Below are 14,664 nucleotides of genomic sequence, written 5' to 3'. Positions count from 1 at the left end.
GGCCGGATGTCCGTTCCGAGAAGAGTCCTGCTGGTGCCGGTCCTGCTGCTGGCCGGGTGCACCGAACCGGCCGGCGCGCCCGACACGGCCCTGGGCACCACGCCCGCCACCGGACCGGCCGCGCCGGCGGCCTGCGCCGAGCGGCTGGAGACCGGCCGGCTGCCGGACTGGGCGGACGCCGGATTCACCGGCGACACCCGGGTGCGGCACGTCTTCGGCACCGGGGGCGACATCGTGGCGATCCTGTTCGCGTACCCGCTGGTGCACGCGCGCGGCGACGGCGCGAACAACAAGATCCTCTGGGTGGCGCGCCCCGAGCCCGGCCGGTCCGAGCCGGGGCCGCGGACCCCGCTGGTGATCACCGCGACGCGGGACGGGACGGACACCGCAGTCGTCCGGGAGGTGGAGGGCGGACCCGGGCCGTCCATCGTCGACCTGCCGGCCGCCGGGTGCTGGCGGCTGCGGCTGGACTGGTCCGGCCGCACCGACGCGATGGATCTGGTCTACCGGCCGGCGTCCGGCTGACTGGCATGGCCGCTGCCGGGCCGGGTAACGCTGCGTCATGGCGAAGTACACCGAGCCGGAACTGCGCGAGCGCCTTAAGGCCGAGATCCGCGCCTCCGACAAGGGCGGACGGCCGGGGCAGTGGTCGGCCCGCAAGTCGCAGCTGCTGACGAACGAGTACAAGAAGGCCGGCGGGGGATTCGAGGGCCCGAAGGACGCACGGCAGCGCTCGCTGCAACGCTGGGGCGGCGAGAAGTGGCAGACCCGCAGCGGCGACACGCGCGCCCGCAACGGCGGCGAAACCCGCCGTTACCTGCCCAAGAAGGCGTGGGAGGAACTGTCGGAGAAAGAGCGGCGCGCCACCGACACCCGCAAGCGCCGTGCGTCGCGCTCCGGCCGCCAGTACGTGCCGAACACCGGTCCGGCGAAGCAGGCCCGCCGGGACGCCACGGCCGCCGAGCAGATCAACGAGTTGCCGGTGACCGAGGCGGTCAAGCTGGTCCGTGGCCTCGACACCCGTCAGCTCGGCGCGGCGCTGCGCCGGGAACGCGGCGGCAAGGCCCGCAAGACGCTCGTCGGGCGGCTGGAGTCGGAACTGGGCCGGCGCCGGGCGGCGTGAGCGCGTACCGGCCGGGCACGGGCGGCGGGGCCGGTCACCGGACCGGCCCCGCCGTGGTGCACCAGTCGTCTAGCGGCGCGGGTGCTGCGGGATGCGCGGCAGCACGTACGGCGGACCGGAGAAGATCAGGTCGGCCTTCAGTTCGTGGTAGGCGCGCTTCGGCTGGTAGTTCTCGTCGTAGACGGTGGCCAGGCCCTCCGGCGGGTCGGAGAACGCGCCGGGCACCCAGGAGTGCTTGTCGGTGAAGCCCCAGAGGGTGAACGACAGGCAGTGCCGCTCGGCCAGGCATGCCTGCATCAGCACGCTGAAGTTCGCCGCGGACGCCTGCAGGCGCGGGTTGATCTCCGCGGAGTCGCCGGCCTCCACCCCCTCGGTGATCTGGCTGCGCACGTCCACCTCGGTGAGGGCCGTGGCCAGCCCGAGCCCGGCGAACTTGCGCAGGGACGCGGCCACCTGGAGCGTGCTGAAGTTGCCGTACTGGGTGCCCAGGTGGCCCTGTGCGCCCACGCCGTCGATCGGCACGCCCCTGGCCCGCAGGTCACGGGCCATGTCGTAGACGAACTGCGTCTTGTCGTCGGCCGGGTTGCCGGAGCCGAACGCCTCGATGTTGTAGTCGTTGTAGAACAGCAGCGCCTTCGGGTCGGCGGCGCGGGCCCAGCGGAACGCGTCGGCGATGTAGCCCGGTCCGAGGTTCTGCGCCCAGAACCCCTTGTAGTGCAGGGTGGACGGGGTGTCCCAGGGGTCGCTGACCGCCTCGTTCACCACGTCCCACTGCCAGATCTTGCCCTTGAAGTGGGTGACCACGGCGGTGATGTGGTCGCGCAGGATCCGGCGCAGCTCGGCCTTGCTGATCGAGCCGTCCGCGACGCCGCCGGTCAGCCACGCCGGCAGCTGGTTGTGCCACACCAGCACGTGGCCCCGGACCCGCTGGTCGTTCTTGCGGGCGAAGTCGACCAGCTCGTCGGCCGGGCCCCAGTTGTATGTGCCCCGGGTCGGTTCGAGGCTCTCCCACTTCATCACGTTCTCGGCGGTGACAGTGGAGAACTCGGACGCGGCCAGCTCGCGGTACCGCGGCTCGGCGGTGTCGTTGAGGGCGGCCATGTCCACGGCGGTGCCCACGTACAGGCCGTGGCGCTCGGCCAGCTCGCGCAGGCTCTGCGCGGCCGGGTCGTACGGCCGTCCGGCCGTCGCGGGGACGACGTTGAGGGCGGTGGCGGTGATGACGGCGACGGCGCCGGCGGCGAGCCAACGTCTCAGCTTCATGGTCGTTCCTCTCGGAGGGTACGCGCGGCCGGGGCCGGCGGTGGCGGTGCCGGGAACGCCGCGGCATGGAACGGACCGGCGGGCGCCCGGGTGGACGGACGGTGCGGGCTTCCGAAACTTCCGGTCTGACTTCCGGAAGTAGCCCGAAACATTACGGAGGCAGATAGCCGTCCGTCAATCACCCGGATCGGAGGGGTGAGGTGGCGCCTCAGCGCAGCGGGCGGCAGGAGGCCCGGACGACCAGCTCGGTGGGGAGCTGGATGTGCGTGTCCCGTTCGACGCCCGCGATGAGGTCGATCAGCAGGCGCAGCGACTCGGCGCCCATGCGTTGCAGCGGCTGCCGGATCGTGGTGAGCGGTGGGTCGACGAGCGCCGACTCCGGGATGTTGTCGAAGCCGATGACCGACAGGTCGTCCGGTACGCCGAGGCCGAGGCCGCGGGCGACGTCCACTGTGGAGATCGCCGAGAGGTCGTTGCCGGCGAAGATCGCGGTCGGCCGGTCGGGGAGCGTGAGCAGCTCGGCGGCCGTGCTCGCGGCGCTCTCGGTGCGGAACCCGCCGATCCGTACGAGCCGCTCGTCCACCGCCAGGCCCGCGTCGGCCATCGCCTTGCGGAACCCGGCCTCGCGCAGGCGGGCCGACTCCAGGTCGGGGCGGCCGCTGATGTGCGCGATCCGCCGGTGCCCGAGCGACAGCAGGTGGCCGGTGGCCAGCACGGCGCCGGCGAAGTTGTCGGAGTCGACTGTGGGCAGGCCGGACGGGCCGGTGTGCGGGTCGACGGCCACCACGTGGAATCCGTGCTTGGTCTCGACCACCGTCGGCGTCACGATCACCGCGCCGTCGATGAGCGTGCCGGACAGCCGGGCCAGCGAGCGCCGCTCCCATCCTATGGCCGCGCCCTCGCCGTCACCGCTGGAGTAGGCGAGCAACTGGTAGCCGCTGCCGGCGACCTCCCGGGACGCGCCCTTGAGCAGCTCGGTGGAGAACGGCTCGAACTCGGCGACCAGGATGCCCAGCACGTTCGTGCGGTGGCTGCGCAGGCTCTGCGCCCCCAGGCTGGCCTCGTACCCGAGTTCGTGGATGACCTGCTGGACGCGCTCGACGGTGGCCTGCGCGACGCCGTACCGGCCATTGACAACCTTGGATACGGTTGCCACCGAGACGCCGGCCGTACGTGCCACGTCCGACATCTTGACGCGCTCCTGGAACACCACGCCGACGATGATAGAGGGCCTCCCCCGGGGCGATCGAAGACGATGTCGAAAACGTTATCGATACCGATTGACTTCACGTTACGGCCCTGTAAAACTCCCCGGCAGGTAACCCGACTGAGTGGTCGAGGAGACATCCATGCTGATGAAGCGCCGTGCTGGCGCCGTCCTGGCACTGCTTGTGACAAGCGCTCTGCTGGCCTCCGCGTGCAGTGGTGGTGGCGAGGAGGAGAAGGCCGCCGAGAGCGAGCTGTACAAGAACCCGGTGACGTTGACCTGGTGGCACAACGCGTCGCAGGACGGGCCCGGCAAGACGTACTGGGAGAAGGTCGCCAAGGACTTCTCCGCGGCCCACCCGACCGTCAAGATCGAGATCGAGGCGATCGAGACGAACCAGCTCCAGCGCACCCGGCTCCCCGCCGCGCTGCTGAGCAACGACCCGCCGGACATCTTCCAGGCGTGGGGCGGCGGCGAGATGCGCGAGCAGGTCGAGGCCGACTACCTCAAGGACATCACCGGCCAGGTGAAGGGCGAGGTCGCCGACATCGGCAACGCCGCCGAGATCTGGCAGGTGGAAGGCAAGCAGTACGGCCTGCCGTACCGGATGGGCATCGAGGGCATCTGGTACAACAAGGACATGTTCGCGAAGGCGGGCATCACGGCGCCGCCGACCACCTTCGAGGAACTCGACGCCGCGGTCACCAAGCTCAAGGCCGTCGACGTCATCCCGATCGCCCTCGGCGCCGGTGACAAGTGGCCCGCCGCGCACTGGTGGTACAACTTCGCGCTGCGTGCCTGCTCGGTCGACACGCTGAAGACGGCGACCAAGGACCGGAACTTCGACGACCCGTGCTTCGTCAAGGCCGGCCAGGACCTCAAGACCTTCATCGACACCAAGCCGTTCCAGAACAACTTCATCGCCACGCCGGGTCAGAACGACCCGACCAGCGCCAACGGCCTGCTCGCCAACGGTAAGGCCGCGATGGAGCTGATGGGTGACTGGAACCGCGGCACCCTGGACACCGTCGCCACCGACAAGGCGGCACTGGGCAAGTTCCTCGGCTGGTTCCCGGTGCCGGCGATCTCCGGCTCCGCCGGTGACCCGAAGGCGGCCCTCGGCGGCGGCGACGGGTTCGCCTGCGCCAAGAACGCCCCGGCCGAGTGCGTCGAGTTCCTCAAGTACCTCGTCAGCCCCGAGGTGCAGAAGGGCTACGCCGCCACCGGCACCGGCCTGCCCGTCGCCAAGGGCGCTGCCGACGGCGTCACCGACCCGGCCCTGAAGTCGATCCTCCAGGCCACGTCCGACGCCACCTACGTGCAGCTCTGGCTGGACACCGCCTACGGCAGCACCGTCGGCACCGCGATGAACGACGCGATCGTCGCGATCTTCGCCGGCAGCGGGACACCCGAGAAGGTCGTCTCGGCCATGAAGGCGGCCGCAAGCAAGTGACGTCCGCATCGCAGATCCGTACGCCCGCCGGCGCTGCGCAAGCGCCGCCGGCGGGCCTCCGGCCCGGCGCACGGGCCGCCTCCCGCCGCGCCGAGACCCGTCGCAAGTGGTACGAGATCATCGGGCTCACCACGCCCGCGATCGTCGTCTACGTGATGTTCGTGCTGGTGCCGATGGGCTTCGCGTTCTACTACAGCCTGTTCCGCTGGCGCGGCGTCGGCCCGCCCACCGAGTACGTCGGCTTCCGCAACTACACGCTCGCCTTCCAGGACCCGATCTTCCTCGACGCGCTGCGCAACAACGCGATCATCGTGTTCGGGTCGCTGCTGATCCAGGGCCCGGTCGCGCTGGGCGTCGCCCTTCTGCTCAACCGCCGCTTCCGCGGGCGCTCGGCGTTCCGCCTGCTGGTGTTCGTGCCGTACGTGCTGGCCGAGGTCACCGTCGGCATCATGTGGAAGCTGATCCTGACCGAGAACGGCACGCTCGACGCGCTGCTGCAGTCGATCGGCCTGGGCGGGCTGGTGCAGGCGTGGCTGGCCGACCTGGACGTGGTGATCTGGACGCTGCTGTTCGTCCTCACCTGGAAGTACGTCGGCTTCGCCATCATCCTCCTGCTCGCCGGCCTGTCGAACGTGCCGCCGGAGCTGAACGAGGCAGCCGAGATCGACGGCGCGAGCTGGTGGCAGATCCAGCGCCACGTCACGCTGCCGCTGCTCGGCCCCACCATCCGGATCTGGATGTTCCTGTCGATGATCGGCTCGCTGCAGGTCTTCGACATGGTCTGGGTGACCTCCGTGCCCGCGGTGCGCTCGCTCGGCGCCTCGGCCACCATGGCCACGTACATGGTGGACAACGGCTTCTTCGCCCGGCTGTGGGGCTACGGCAACGCGGTGGCCGTGATCCTGTTCGTCATCTCCTTCGTCGCGGCGCTGCTGTTCCAGCGGTTCCTTCTCCGCCGTGACATCGAGGGCGCCATCACCCGGAAGGGGAAGTGACAGTGGCCGTGAACTCCGTACCCGCCCCCTCCGCCGGGCGCCGGCCGGTGCAGTGGAGCTCGCCGCTGACGTACGCGCTGGCGCTCGCGGTCGCGGCCGTGTCGATCGCACCCGTCGTGTACGTCGTCGTCGGCGGTTTCCGGACCACACCGCAGATCGTGGACGACCCGGCCGGCCTGCCGGACCCGTGGGTCTGGGAGAACTACTACCGGGTGCTGACGCAGAGCGGTTTCTGGAGGCAGGCGTTCAACAGCGCCGTGGTCGCCCTCGGCACCACGCTCGGCGTGGTGGTGCTCGGCATGGCCGCCGCGTTCGTGCTCGCCCGGTACACGTTCCGGGGCCGTGAGGGGCTCTACACCTTCTTCACCCTCGGCCTGCTGTTCCCGGCCGGCGCGGCGATCCTGCCGCTGTACCTCATGCTGCGCGACCTGAACCTGATCAACTCCTACTACGCGGTGATCCTCCCGCAGGTGGCCTTCTCGTTGCCGCTGACGATCGTCATCCTGCGGCCGTTCCTGTCGGCCATCCCGCGGGAGCTGGAGGACGCGGCCGCCATCGACGGCGCCGGCCGGCTCGGCTTCCTCTGGCGGATCGTGCTGCCGCTGTCGCGGCCCGCGGTCGTCACCGTCGGCATCCTCGCGTTCGTGGCGAGCTGGAACGCGTTCCTCCTGCCGCTGCTCGTCCTGGGGGACGTCAACCTGCACACCCTGCCGCTGGGCGTGCAGAACTTTTCCAGCCAGTACACCACCGACACCGCGGGCGTCCTCGCCTTCACGTCGCTGGCGATGTTGCCGGCGCTGCTGTTCTTCACCCTGGCGGAGAAGCAGATCGTGGGCGGCCTCCAGGGCGCCGTCAAGGGCTGAGCGGCAGCGGTACCAGCACAACCAGTGGAAAGGCACACCATGACAGAGGTCCACGCGGTGGTGGACGGGCCGGTACCGGCTCAGGCAGGTTCGGACCACGACCGGCCGGACGGGCACGACGCCGACGCGCGCGTACGGGAACTGCTCGCTCGCATGACGATCGAGGAGAAGGTCGCGCAGCTCGTCGGGTTCTGGGAGAAGGAGGACGGTGAGGCGGTCGCGCCCCTGCAGGGCGAGTTCGCCGACACCGGCCGCCTCGAGGACTTCTCCCGGCACGGGCTGGGCCACCTCACCCGCGCCTACGGCACCCGCCCGGTCGACGCCGCGGCCCGCGCGGCCTGGCTGTGGAAGTTCCAGCGGGACCTGGTGACCGGCACCCGGCTGGGCATCCCGGCGATCGTGCACGAGGAGTGCCTGACCGGCCTGTCGGCGTGGAGGGCGGCCACCTTCCCGACGCCGCTGGCCTGGGGCGCCGCGTTCGATCCCGACCTGGTCGCCGAGATGGCGGCGGCGATCGGGGCCACGATGCGCGCGCTCGGCATCCACCAGGGACTGTCCCCGGTGCTGGACGTGATCCGGGATCCCCGCTGGGGCCGGGTCGACGAGTGCATCGCCGAGGACCCGTACCTCGTCGGCACCATCGGCACCTCGTACGTGCGAGGGCTCCAGTCGCAGGGCGTGTTCGCGACGCTGAAGCACTTCGCCGGCTACTCCGGCTCGCGGGCCGGGCGCAACTTCGGCCCGGTGCACGCCGGTCCCCGGGAACTCGCCGACGTGCTGCTGCCGCCGTTCGAGATGGCGATCCTCGACGGTGACGCGCGCAGCGTCATGCACTCGTACGCGGAGATCGACGGCGTGCCGGTCGCCGCCGACCCGACGATGCTCACCGGTCTGCTGCGGGACCGGTGGGGGTTCGACGGGACCGTGGTGGCCGACTACTACGGGGTCGCCTTCCTCAACCTGCTGCACCACGTCGCGGCCGACAACGCGGACGCGGCCGTGCAGGCGCTGAGCGCGGGCCTCGACATCGAGCTGCCCACCGGTGACGCCTACCTGACCCTGACCGAGACGGTGCGGGCCGGAAAGGTCGACGAGGCGCTGGTCGACCGGGCGGTGCTGCGGGTCCTGCGCCAGAAGCAGGAACTCGGTCTGCTCGACGCCAGGTTCGACGACGAGCCGCCGGGCGCGATCGACCTCGACTCGCCGGAACACCGGTCGATCGCCCGCCGGCTCGCCGAGGAGTCGGTCGTCCTGGTCGCCAACGAGGGCGTGCTCCCGCTGCCGGCGGGCCGCCGGGTGGCCGTGGCCGGCCCGAACGCCGACCGGCAGGGCGCGCTGTTCGGCTGCTACTCGTTCCTCAACCACGTGCTGGCCCACCACCCGGGTGTGGAGACCGGCTTCGAGGTGCCGACAGTGCTGGAGGCGGTGCGCGCCGAGTTCGGCGCCGACCGGGTCACCTTCGCAGCCGGCTGCGAGGTGGACTCGGCGGACCGGTCCGGGTTCGACGAGGCGGTCGCCGCCGCGTCCGCCGCCGACGTGGCGGTTCTCGTGGTCGGCGACCACGCGGGCCTGTTCGGCCGCGGCACAGTCGGCGAGGGCTGCGACCGGGACGACCTGGAGCTTCCCGGCGTGCAGCGGCAGCTCGTCGAGGCGGTGCTGGACACCGGCACCCCGGTCGTCCTCGTGCTGCTCACCGGCCGCCCGTACGCGCTCGGCTGGGCGCTGTCCCGGTGCGCGGCGGTGGTGCAGACGTTCTTCCCGGGCGAGGAGGGCGCCGGGGCGATCGCGGGTGTGCTCTCCGGGCGGGTCAACCCGTCCGGCCGGCTGCCGGTCAGCCTGCCCGGCTCGGCCGGCGCGCAGCCGTACTCGTACCTGCACCCGGAGCTGGGGGAGGGCATGAACGGCACCAACCTGCCGGCGACTCCGGTGGCGCCGTTCGGGCACGGGCTGTCCTACGCCACGTTCGCGTACACCGATCTGACAGTGCCGGCCGAGGTGCCGACCGACGGGGCGTTGCGGGTGTCGGTGCGCGTGACGAACACCGGCCCGGTCGCCGGTGACGACGTGGTGCAGCTCTACGGCCGCGACCTGGTCGCCTCGGTGACCCGGCCGGTCGCGCAGTTGCTCGGCTACCGGCGGGTGCGCCTGGAGCCGGGCGCCTCGGTGATCGTCGAGCTGACCGTCCCCACCACGAGGCTGGCGTTCACCGGCCGCACGCTCACCCGGGTGGTGGAGCCCGGGGAGGTCGACGTCTGGGTCGGCACGAGCGCCCGGCGTGACGCCCAGGCGCGGACGACGCTGACCGGCGACACCGCCGCGATCACCGCCGCCTCGCCCCGCTGGACGACGACCCACCTTCGCTGAGCCGGGTCCGCCGATCGTCCACGGGGTGGTCGGCGGACCCTTTCAGCGCATATCGACGTTATGTCGTTTTTGACTCAGTAGGCTCCAGGATGTCATCCAGCCCGTGACCCGGGGCTCCCGGTGCCGCCCGCCACGCGCGGGTCGCGTCTCGCCGCCCGGCCGGCTGGATCCCCGTCGCCGGCACCCACAGGGATGCGTGAGTCACGATGATGGACGCGGACACCATGGTCCTGCCCCGGCTCGGGGACGCCGCGGTCGAGGACCCGTGGGGCGAGGACCGGCCGCGCCGGGTCACCGTCCGCGCCGCGACCGGCGTGTTCCTGTGGCGGATCGCGGCGTGGCTGGTGCCGGCGGTCCTGACGGGCGCGCTCGGCGCCGCGCGGATCACGGAGTCCGGGCCGAGCGCCGGGGAGCTCGCGACCCGGCGCGCGGCCACGTCGCCCTGGCCGGGGATCGGCGTCGCGCTGACCGGCGACGACCTCGCGCTCGGGCCGTACCACCTGCTCGTGCGCGGCTGGGCGGCGCTGTTCGGCGCGGCGGACCTCGCGCTGCGCGTACCGTCCCTGCTGGCCATGGTCGGTGCCGCGGCGCTCGTCGGCGCGCTCGCCACCCGGATCGCCACGCCCGCCGCCGGCCTACTCGCCGGCGCGATCTTCGCGGTGCTGCCGGCCTCGATCCGGTACGCGCAGGAGGCGCAGCCGTACGCCCTGGCGGTGTTCGCCGCCGTGCTCGCCACCTGGCTGCTGGTGCCCGCGCTCGACCGGCCGCGTCTCCGGCGACTCGTGCCCTACGCGGGCGCGGTGCTGCTGCTGGGCCTGTGCCAGCCGGTGGCGTTGCTGCTGCTCGCCGGCCACGGCTGGGTCGTGCTGGCGTTCCGCCGCCGCTGTGCTCTCCGGTGGCTGGCCGCCGTGGCCCTCGGGCTGCTCCCGGTCGCCGCGCTGCTCGCCTCCGGCCTGAGTGACGGCGGGCGCCTCGCGTCCGGCGCCCGTCCCGGCGCCGCGGTGCTCGCGGCCACACCCGGGGACCTGTTCGGCGTCGCCGCGCTCGGCGGCGTGCTGGCCGGGCTGGCCCTGTTCAGCCTCCCGCTGCGGTACGCCGCCGCGATCTGCACCGCCTGGGCGCTGGTGCCGGCGCTCGGGCTGCTGGCGCTGGCGCAGGCCATGCCGGTCTGGTCGGCGGTGAACCTGCTGTTCACGGTGCCTGCCTGGGCGGTGCTCGGCGGGGTGGCCCTGTCCCGGGCGCGTACCGCCGGGGCCGTCGCCGTGCTGGTGCTGGTCGCGCTGCTCGCCGTGGCGGCCCGGCTTCCGTCGTGACCGGTCGACGAACGGGCGATGTCTGCCTGATTAACCCATTTTACGGTTGATTGTCGGCTTAGCATTCGGGCGGCTCCTGAGCCGGAAGCAGACCATGGGGGAAACGTGGCCGTCGCCGCCGATACACGCCCGTCCCGCGCCACGACGGCCGGGACGCCGGGCGCCCGTCCGATCGCGCCCGCCCCGGCCGGGGCGCCTGACGATCCGGATCGCCGGCAGCGCAACGTGCGCGCCCGCCTGGCGTACGCGCGCTGCGGCGCCACCGCCGGTCCGCTGCGCCCGCCCCGACACCCCGACGCGGCGGTCGAGTTCCGGCCCACCGCCTCGGTCGCCGCGCGGCTGGTGCTGACGCTGCTGGTGCTCGTCAACAGCGCCGCCGGACTGGTCTTCGTCGGCTGGCTGCTGCTGCCCCAGCACGTACCCGGCCCCGGCGCCGTCGGGCTCGGCGGCTGGCAGACCGTCGCCGCCCGGCTCGCGTTCTGCGTCGTCGTCGGCGTCGAGCTGATCCGCCTGGCGCAGAACGTGGTGGTCTGGGTCTTCGCCTTCCACGCCCGGGATCCGGTGCCGGTCGACCCGCCGGTCGGCCTGCGGGTCGCCCTGCTCACCACCATCGTGCCGAGCAAGGAGCCGATCGAGGTCGCCGAGCGGACGCTGCGCCGGCTGCGGGAGATCGTCTACTGCGGGCACGTCGACGTGTGGATCCTCGACGAGGGCGACGATCCGGCGGTCCGGGCGATGGCCGCGCGGCTGGGCGTCCGCCACTTCACCCGCAAGGGCCGGCCCGAGTACAACCGGCCCGGCGGCGAGTTCCGGGCCCGGACCAAGTCCGGCAACCACAACGCCTGGCGGGCCGAGCACGAGCACCGCTACGACGTGGTCGCCAACGTCGACCCGGACCACGTGCCGCTGCCGAACTTCCTGGAACGCACGCTCGGCTACTTCCGCGACCCGGACGTCGCGTTCGTGGTGACCCCTCAGGTGTACGGCAACATGCACCAGAACTTCGTCGCCCACGGCGCCTCGGTGCAGCAGTACCTCTACAACGGGCTGATCGCCCGCGGCGGCAACGGACTGGACGCGCCACTGCTGACCGGCACCGGCCACCTCTACCGCCCGGCGGCCTGGCGGACCATCGGCGGCTACCAGGACTCGATCATCGAGGACCACCTCACCAGCATCCGCGTGCACGCCGCCGTCAACCCGGCCACCGGCAACCGGTGGAAGGGCGTCTACACCCCGGACGTGGTGGCGCTCGGCGAGGGACCGACCTCCTGGGCGGACTACTTCAACCAGCAGAAGCGCTGGGCGGCCGGGATCTGCGAGATCCTGCTCCGCCGCGAGCTGCGCACACCGCGCGACCTGCCGTCCCGTCGTCGCTGGCAGTACCGGCTGCTCCAGTTCTACTACCCGAGCCTGGCGGTGAGCCTCCTGCTGGGCAACGCCGCCACCGCGCTGTACCTGCTGACCGGTGTCGAGGCGGGTCGCCTCGACCCGCAGGTCTGGGCGACGCTGTGGGGGTCCACCATCGGCACCTGGTTCCTGCTCTGGCTGTGGCTGCGCCGCTTCAACATCGCCCCGCACGAGCGGGAGGAGGTGGGCATGGTCGGCATGGCGCTCGCGCTGTTCGCCGGACCGGTCTACGTGGCCGCGGCGGTGGGCGCCCTGCTGCGCCGCAAGCTCGGCTTCGTGGTCACCGCCAAGGGCGCGCTGCGCACCGTCGAGTCGCCGCGTACGTTCCGGCTGCACCTGTGCTGGGCGCTCGCCGCCGCCGGACTGCTCGCGGCGAGCTTCGCGCTGGACCACGACTATCCGCTGCTGCGGGTCTGGCCGGCGCTGACGCTGCTGACCGGGCTCGCGCCGCCGTTGATCTCCTGGGTGGAGAGTCTGCGGGCGCGCCGGGACCGGCTCGCCGGCGTGACCCGGGATCCGCAGGTGGTGCCCCGGACCGTGGCCGAGGGTGGTGTGCCGTGCTGAGGCCGACGCTGCCCCGGATGGGCCTGGCGCTGGCCGGAGTGCTGCTGCTCGCGTACGCCTTCGTGGTGGCGCCGGGCGCGTGGCGCGACCCGGGCACCGACGTCTCGGCGCGGCGGCCCGCCCCGGCGACGCCGCAGGCGAGCACCGACGTGCCGGCGGCGGCCGTGCCGAGCCCGCGCGGCGACCTGTTCCCGCCGGCCGGGCAGGCGTTCTTCGGGGTGATGACCGACGAGGGACCGTACGACTTCGCGCCGGTCGACCGGTTCGCCGAGGCGGCCGGGCGGTCGCCGCAGGTGATGCTCTTCGGCGCCGACTGGGCGTCGGCCGCGTTCGACCGGGGCCTGTTCGACCGGATCGCCGAGCGGGGCATGATGCCGATGCTCGGCTGGGAACCGTGGGACCACACGGTCGACCGGGCGGCCCGCCGCACCGACCTGACCGACCGACAGATCGACCGGCTGCGCGCCACCCAGCCGGACTACCGGCTGGCACGGATCGCGCGCGGCGACTTCGACGCTTACCTGCGCTCCTGGGCGGAGGGCGTCCGGTCGCTGGGCTACCCGGTGGCGATCCGCTTCGCGCACGAGATGAACGGCGACTGGTACCCCTGGTGCGAGCGGGCCAACGGCAACCGCCCCGGCGACTACGTCCGGGCCTGGCGGCACGTGCACGACGTCTTCGCCGAGGCCGGCGCCACGAACGTCACCTGGGTGTGGAGCCCGAACGCCCGCTGGGACAAGACGACCGCCGGTCTCACCGGCCTCTACCCGGGCGACGAGTACGTCGACTGGGTCGGTGTCACCGGCTACTACGGCAGCGGTGCGTTCACCAAGACGTACTGGTCGTTCGACCAGATCTTCGGTCCGACGATCGCGGAGATCCGCAAGGCCACCGGCAAGCCGCTCGTGGTCACCGAGACCGGCGCCGCCGACGCCGCCGGGCACAAGGCCCGGTGGATCCGGGACACGTTCCGCGCCCTGCCCCGCTATCCGGGTCTGATCGGGCTGATCTGGTTCGAGGTGGACAAGGAGAAGGACTGGCGCATCGCCGGCTCACCGGCGGCGGCGACCGCGTTCGCCGAGGCGGTGGCCGCCGCGCGCTACGACGTCACCTGGTCACCGGCGGTGCGGCCGCGTACCGGGCCCTGATCCCGGCCGCCGCCGAAGCGCAGGTACGACGGCCGGCGGGGGTGCCGCCGGCCATCACGCCGGCCGGCCGCAGCCGGTCCACCGCCCGGTCCGCCGGGACGCCCACCGCTGCCGACATCAGCCCATCACCTACGGACCGACCAAGCCAGCCTCACAGTCAGCGCAGCGCGGCCACCGCGGCGTCCGCGCCGCCGCGCCACAGCACGCCGGCCTCGCTGAAGCCGGCCGCGCGCAGCGCGTCCAGGTGCCACGCCGTGGGCGGGCTCCACTCCGGGCTGTGCCCGGTCGGGTAGATCTGCCGCCGCTTCTCCACCAGCGGACCGAGCACCGGATCGCCGGCGGCCTGCGCCCACCAGTCCGACCAGGACAGCGCCGCGCCCGCGCGGTGCCGGGCCGCCCGCAGCTCGCGGGCCCGCGCGTGCAGCCGGCCGCTGAGCGTCGGCATCGCGTCGTCGGGCATGTGGTCGGCGTTGACGAACACGCCGCCGGGACGCAGCACGTCGCGGATCTCGCCGTACAGCCGCGCCAGGCGCGGACCGTCGAGCCAGTGCAGGGCGGTGGCGGTGAGCACGGCGTCGTAGTCGCGGTGCGGCAGTGCGGCGGCCCAGTCGGACCGGTTGAGGTCGGCGGTCACCACAGTGGCCCGCCCGGCCAGCGCCGCCTCGGCGAGGGTGAGCAGCACCGGGTCGAGGTCGAGCACCGTCACCTCGGCGTCGGGCCGGCGGGCCAGCGCACGCAGGCTGATCGATCCGGTGCCGCCGGCCAGGTCGAGGACGCGTGGCGGCCGGTCGCCGGCGACCGCCTCGACGGCGTCGAGCATCGCCGCGAAGCGGTGCTCCCGGTCCGGCATGAACGTCTCCTGCTGCCGGTCCCAGCTCTCCTGCCAGGCGCGCACATCCAAATCGTAAGGAGTCATGTCGCTCACGATAGTTACCGCCAGCGGCCCTGTCGAGGCTTGTTG

General features: G+C 72.6%; 13 protein-coding genes. 9 read left to right on the top strand and 4 right to left on the bottom strand.

Annotated features, from left to right (window positions below; genetic code table 11):
• The first annotated feature begins 6 nt into the window (after positions 1 to 6).
• Positions 7 to 525: a hypothetical protein gene (locus tag O7622_RS21625; protein ID WP_282310007.1), complete on the top strand. Its 519-nt coding sequence runs from the start codon at positions 7 to 9 to the stop codon at positions 523 to 525.
• Positions 526 to 562: 37 nt separating this feature from the next.
• Positions 563 to 1,123: a DUF5872 domain-containing protein gene (locus tag O7622_RS21620; RefSeq protein ID WP_282310006.1), complete on the top strand. Its 561-nt coding sequence runs from the start codon at positions 563 to 565 to the stop codon at positions 1,121 to 1,123.
• A gap of 69 nt (positions 1,124 to 1,192) precedes the next feature.
• Here O7622_RS21620 and O7622_RS21615 read toward each other — a convergent pair whose 3' ends face one another.
• Both O7622_RS21615 and O7622_RS21610 read right to left on the bottom strand, forming a co-directional pair.
• The gene (locus O7622_RS21615; protein WP_282310005.1) at positions 1,193 to 2,386 is read right to left on the bottom strand and encodes an endo-1,4-beta-xylanase; all 1,194 of its coding nucleotides are present in this window, start codon (positions 2,384 to 2,386) and stop codon (positions 1,193 to 1,195) included.
• A gap of 208 nt (positions 2,387 to 2,594) precedes the next feature.
• Entirely contained in the window at positions 2,595 to 3,599 is a 1,005-nt protein-coding gene (locus O7622_RS21610) for a LacI family DNA-binding transcriptional regulator (RefSeq protein WP_282310004.1), read from the bottom strand.
• Between the two features lie 136 nt (positions 3,600 to 3,735).
• On the opposite strand from O7622_RS21610, the gene O7622_RS21605 reads away from it, so the two are divergent.
• The 7 genes from O7622_RS21605 to O7622_RS21575 all read left to right on the top strand — a co-directional run bounded on the left by O7622_RS21605 (position 3,736) and on the right by O7622_RS21575 (position 13,703).
• Positions 3,736 to 5,046 (top strand): extracellular solute-binding protein, encoded by a 1,311-nt coding sequence (locus tag O7622_RS21605; protein WP_282310003.1) that lies wholly within the window; start codon positions 3,736 to 3,738, stop codon positions 5,044 to 5,046.
• Positions 5,043 to 6,041, top strand: coding sequence for a sugar ABC transporter permease (locus tag O7622_RS21600; protein WP_282310002.1), 999 nt, complete (start codon positions 5,043 to 5,045; stop codon positions 6,039 to 6,041). The genes O7622_RS21605 and O7622_RS21600 overlap by 4 nt, the downstream gene beginning before the upstream one ends.
• Positions 6,038 to 6,904, top strand: a complete 867-nt coding sequence (locus O7622_RS21595) for a carbohydrate ABC transporter permease (RefSeq protein ID WP_282310001.1) — start codon at positions 6,038 to 6,040, stop codon at positions 6,902 to 6,904. The genes O7622_RS21600 and O7622_RS21595 overlap by 4 nt, the downstream gene beginning before the upstream one ends.
• Before the next feature lie 39 nt (positions 6,905 to 6,943).
• A complete protein-coding gene (locus tag O7622_RS21590; protein ID WP_282310000.1) occupies positions 6,944 to 9,268 on the top strand; it encodes a glycoside hydrolase family 3 N-terminal domain-containing protein in 2,325 nt (774 codons plus the stop codon).
• A gap of 206 nt (positions 9,269 to 9,474) precedes the next feature.
• Positions 9,475 to 10,581, top strand: coding sequence for a glycosyltransferase family 39 protein (locus tag O7622_RS21585; protein ID WP_282309999.1), 1,107 nt, complete (start codon positions 9,475 to 9,477; stop codon positions 10,579 to 10,581).
• Positions 10,582 to 10,806: 225 nt separating this feature from the next.
• Positions 10,807 to 12,555 (top strand): glycosyltransferase family 2 protein, encoded by a 1,749-nt coding sequence (locus O7622_RS21580; RefSeq protein ID WP_282309998.1) that lies wholly within the window; start codon positions 10,807 to 10,809, stop codon positions 12,553 to 12,555.
• Positions 12,549 to 13,703, top strand: a complete 1,155-nt coding sequence (locus O7622_RS21575; protein WP_282309997.1) for a glycosyl hydrolase — start codon at positions 12,549 to 12,551, stop codon at positions 13,701 to 13,703. Before O7622_RS21580 ends, O7622_RS21575 begins: the two co-directional genes overlap by 7 nt.
• Here O7622_RS21575 and O7622_RS21570 read toward each other — a convergent pair.
• On the bottom strand, positions 13,663 to 13,821 hold the full coding sequence (locus tag O7622_RS21570; RefSeq protein WP_282309996.1) for a hypothetical protein: 159 nt from the start codon (positions 13,819 to 13,821) through the stop codon (positions 13,663 to 13,665). The two genes, O7622_RS21575 and O7622_RS21570, sit on opposite strands and share 41 nt — an antisense overlap.
• A gap of 39 nt (positions 13,822 to 13,860) precedes the next feature.
• Positions 13,861 to 14,619: a class I SAM-dependent methyltransferase gene (locus O7622_RS21565; protein ID WP_282309995.1), complete on the bottom strand. Its 759-nt coding sequence runs from the start codon at positions 14,617 to 14,619 to the stop codon at positions 13,861 to 13,863.
• Between the last annotated feature and the right edge of the window lie 45 nt (positions 14,620 to 14,664).

The sequence above is a fragment of the Micromonospora sp. WMMD1076 genome (assembly GCF_029581475.1).
In the GTDB taxonomy this organism is placed as follows: domain Bacteria; phylum Actinomycetota; class Actinomycetes; order Mycobacteriales; family Micromonosporaceae; genus Micromonospora; species Micromonospora aurantiaca.
Note: the sequence above shows the minus strand (reverse complement) of the source record. Positions and strands in the feature narration are given on the sequence as shown.

Excerpts from the sequence above, each read along its gene's own strand:
- O7622_RS21625 (WP_282310007.1), top strand. The coding sequence starts at position 7 with ATGTCCGTTCCGAGAAGAGTCCTGCTGGTGCCGGTCCTGCTGCTGGCC.
- O7622_RS21605 (WP_282310003.1), top strand. The coding sequence starts at position 3,736 with ATGCTGATGAAGCGCCGTGCTGGCGCCGTCCTGGCACTGCTTGTGACA.
- O7622_RS21570 (WP_282309996.1), bottom strand. The coding sequence starts at position 13,821 with ATGTCGGCAGCGGTGGGCGTCCCGGCGGACCGGGCGGTGGACCGGCTG.
- O7622_RS21590 (WP_282310000.1), top strand. The coding sequence starts at position 6,944 with ATGACAGAGGTCCACGCGGTGGTGGACGGGCCGGTACCGGCTCAGGCA.
- O7622_RS21565 (WP_282309995.1), bottom strand. The coding sequence starts at position 14,619 with ATGACTCCTTACGATTTGGATGTGCGCGCCTGGCAGGAGAGCTGGGAC.
- O7622_RS21620 (WP_282310006.1), top strand. The coding sequence starts at position 563 with ATGGCGAAGTACACCGAGCCGGAACTGCGCGAGCGCCTTAAGGCCGAG.
- O7622_RS21585 (WP_282309999.1), top strand. The coding sequence starts at position 9,475 with ATGATGGACGCGGACACCATGGTCCTGCCCCGGCTCGGGGACGCCGCG.
- O7622_RS21615 (WP_282310005.1), bottom strand. The coding sequence starts at position 2,386 with ATGAAGCTGAGACGTTGGCTCGCCGCCGGCGCCGTCGCCGTCATCACC.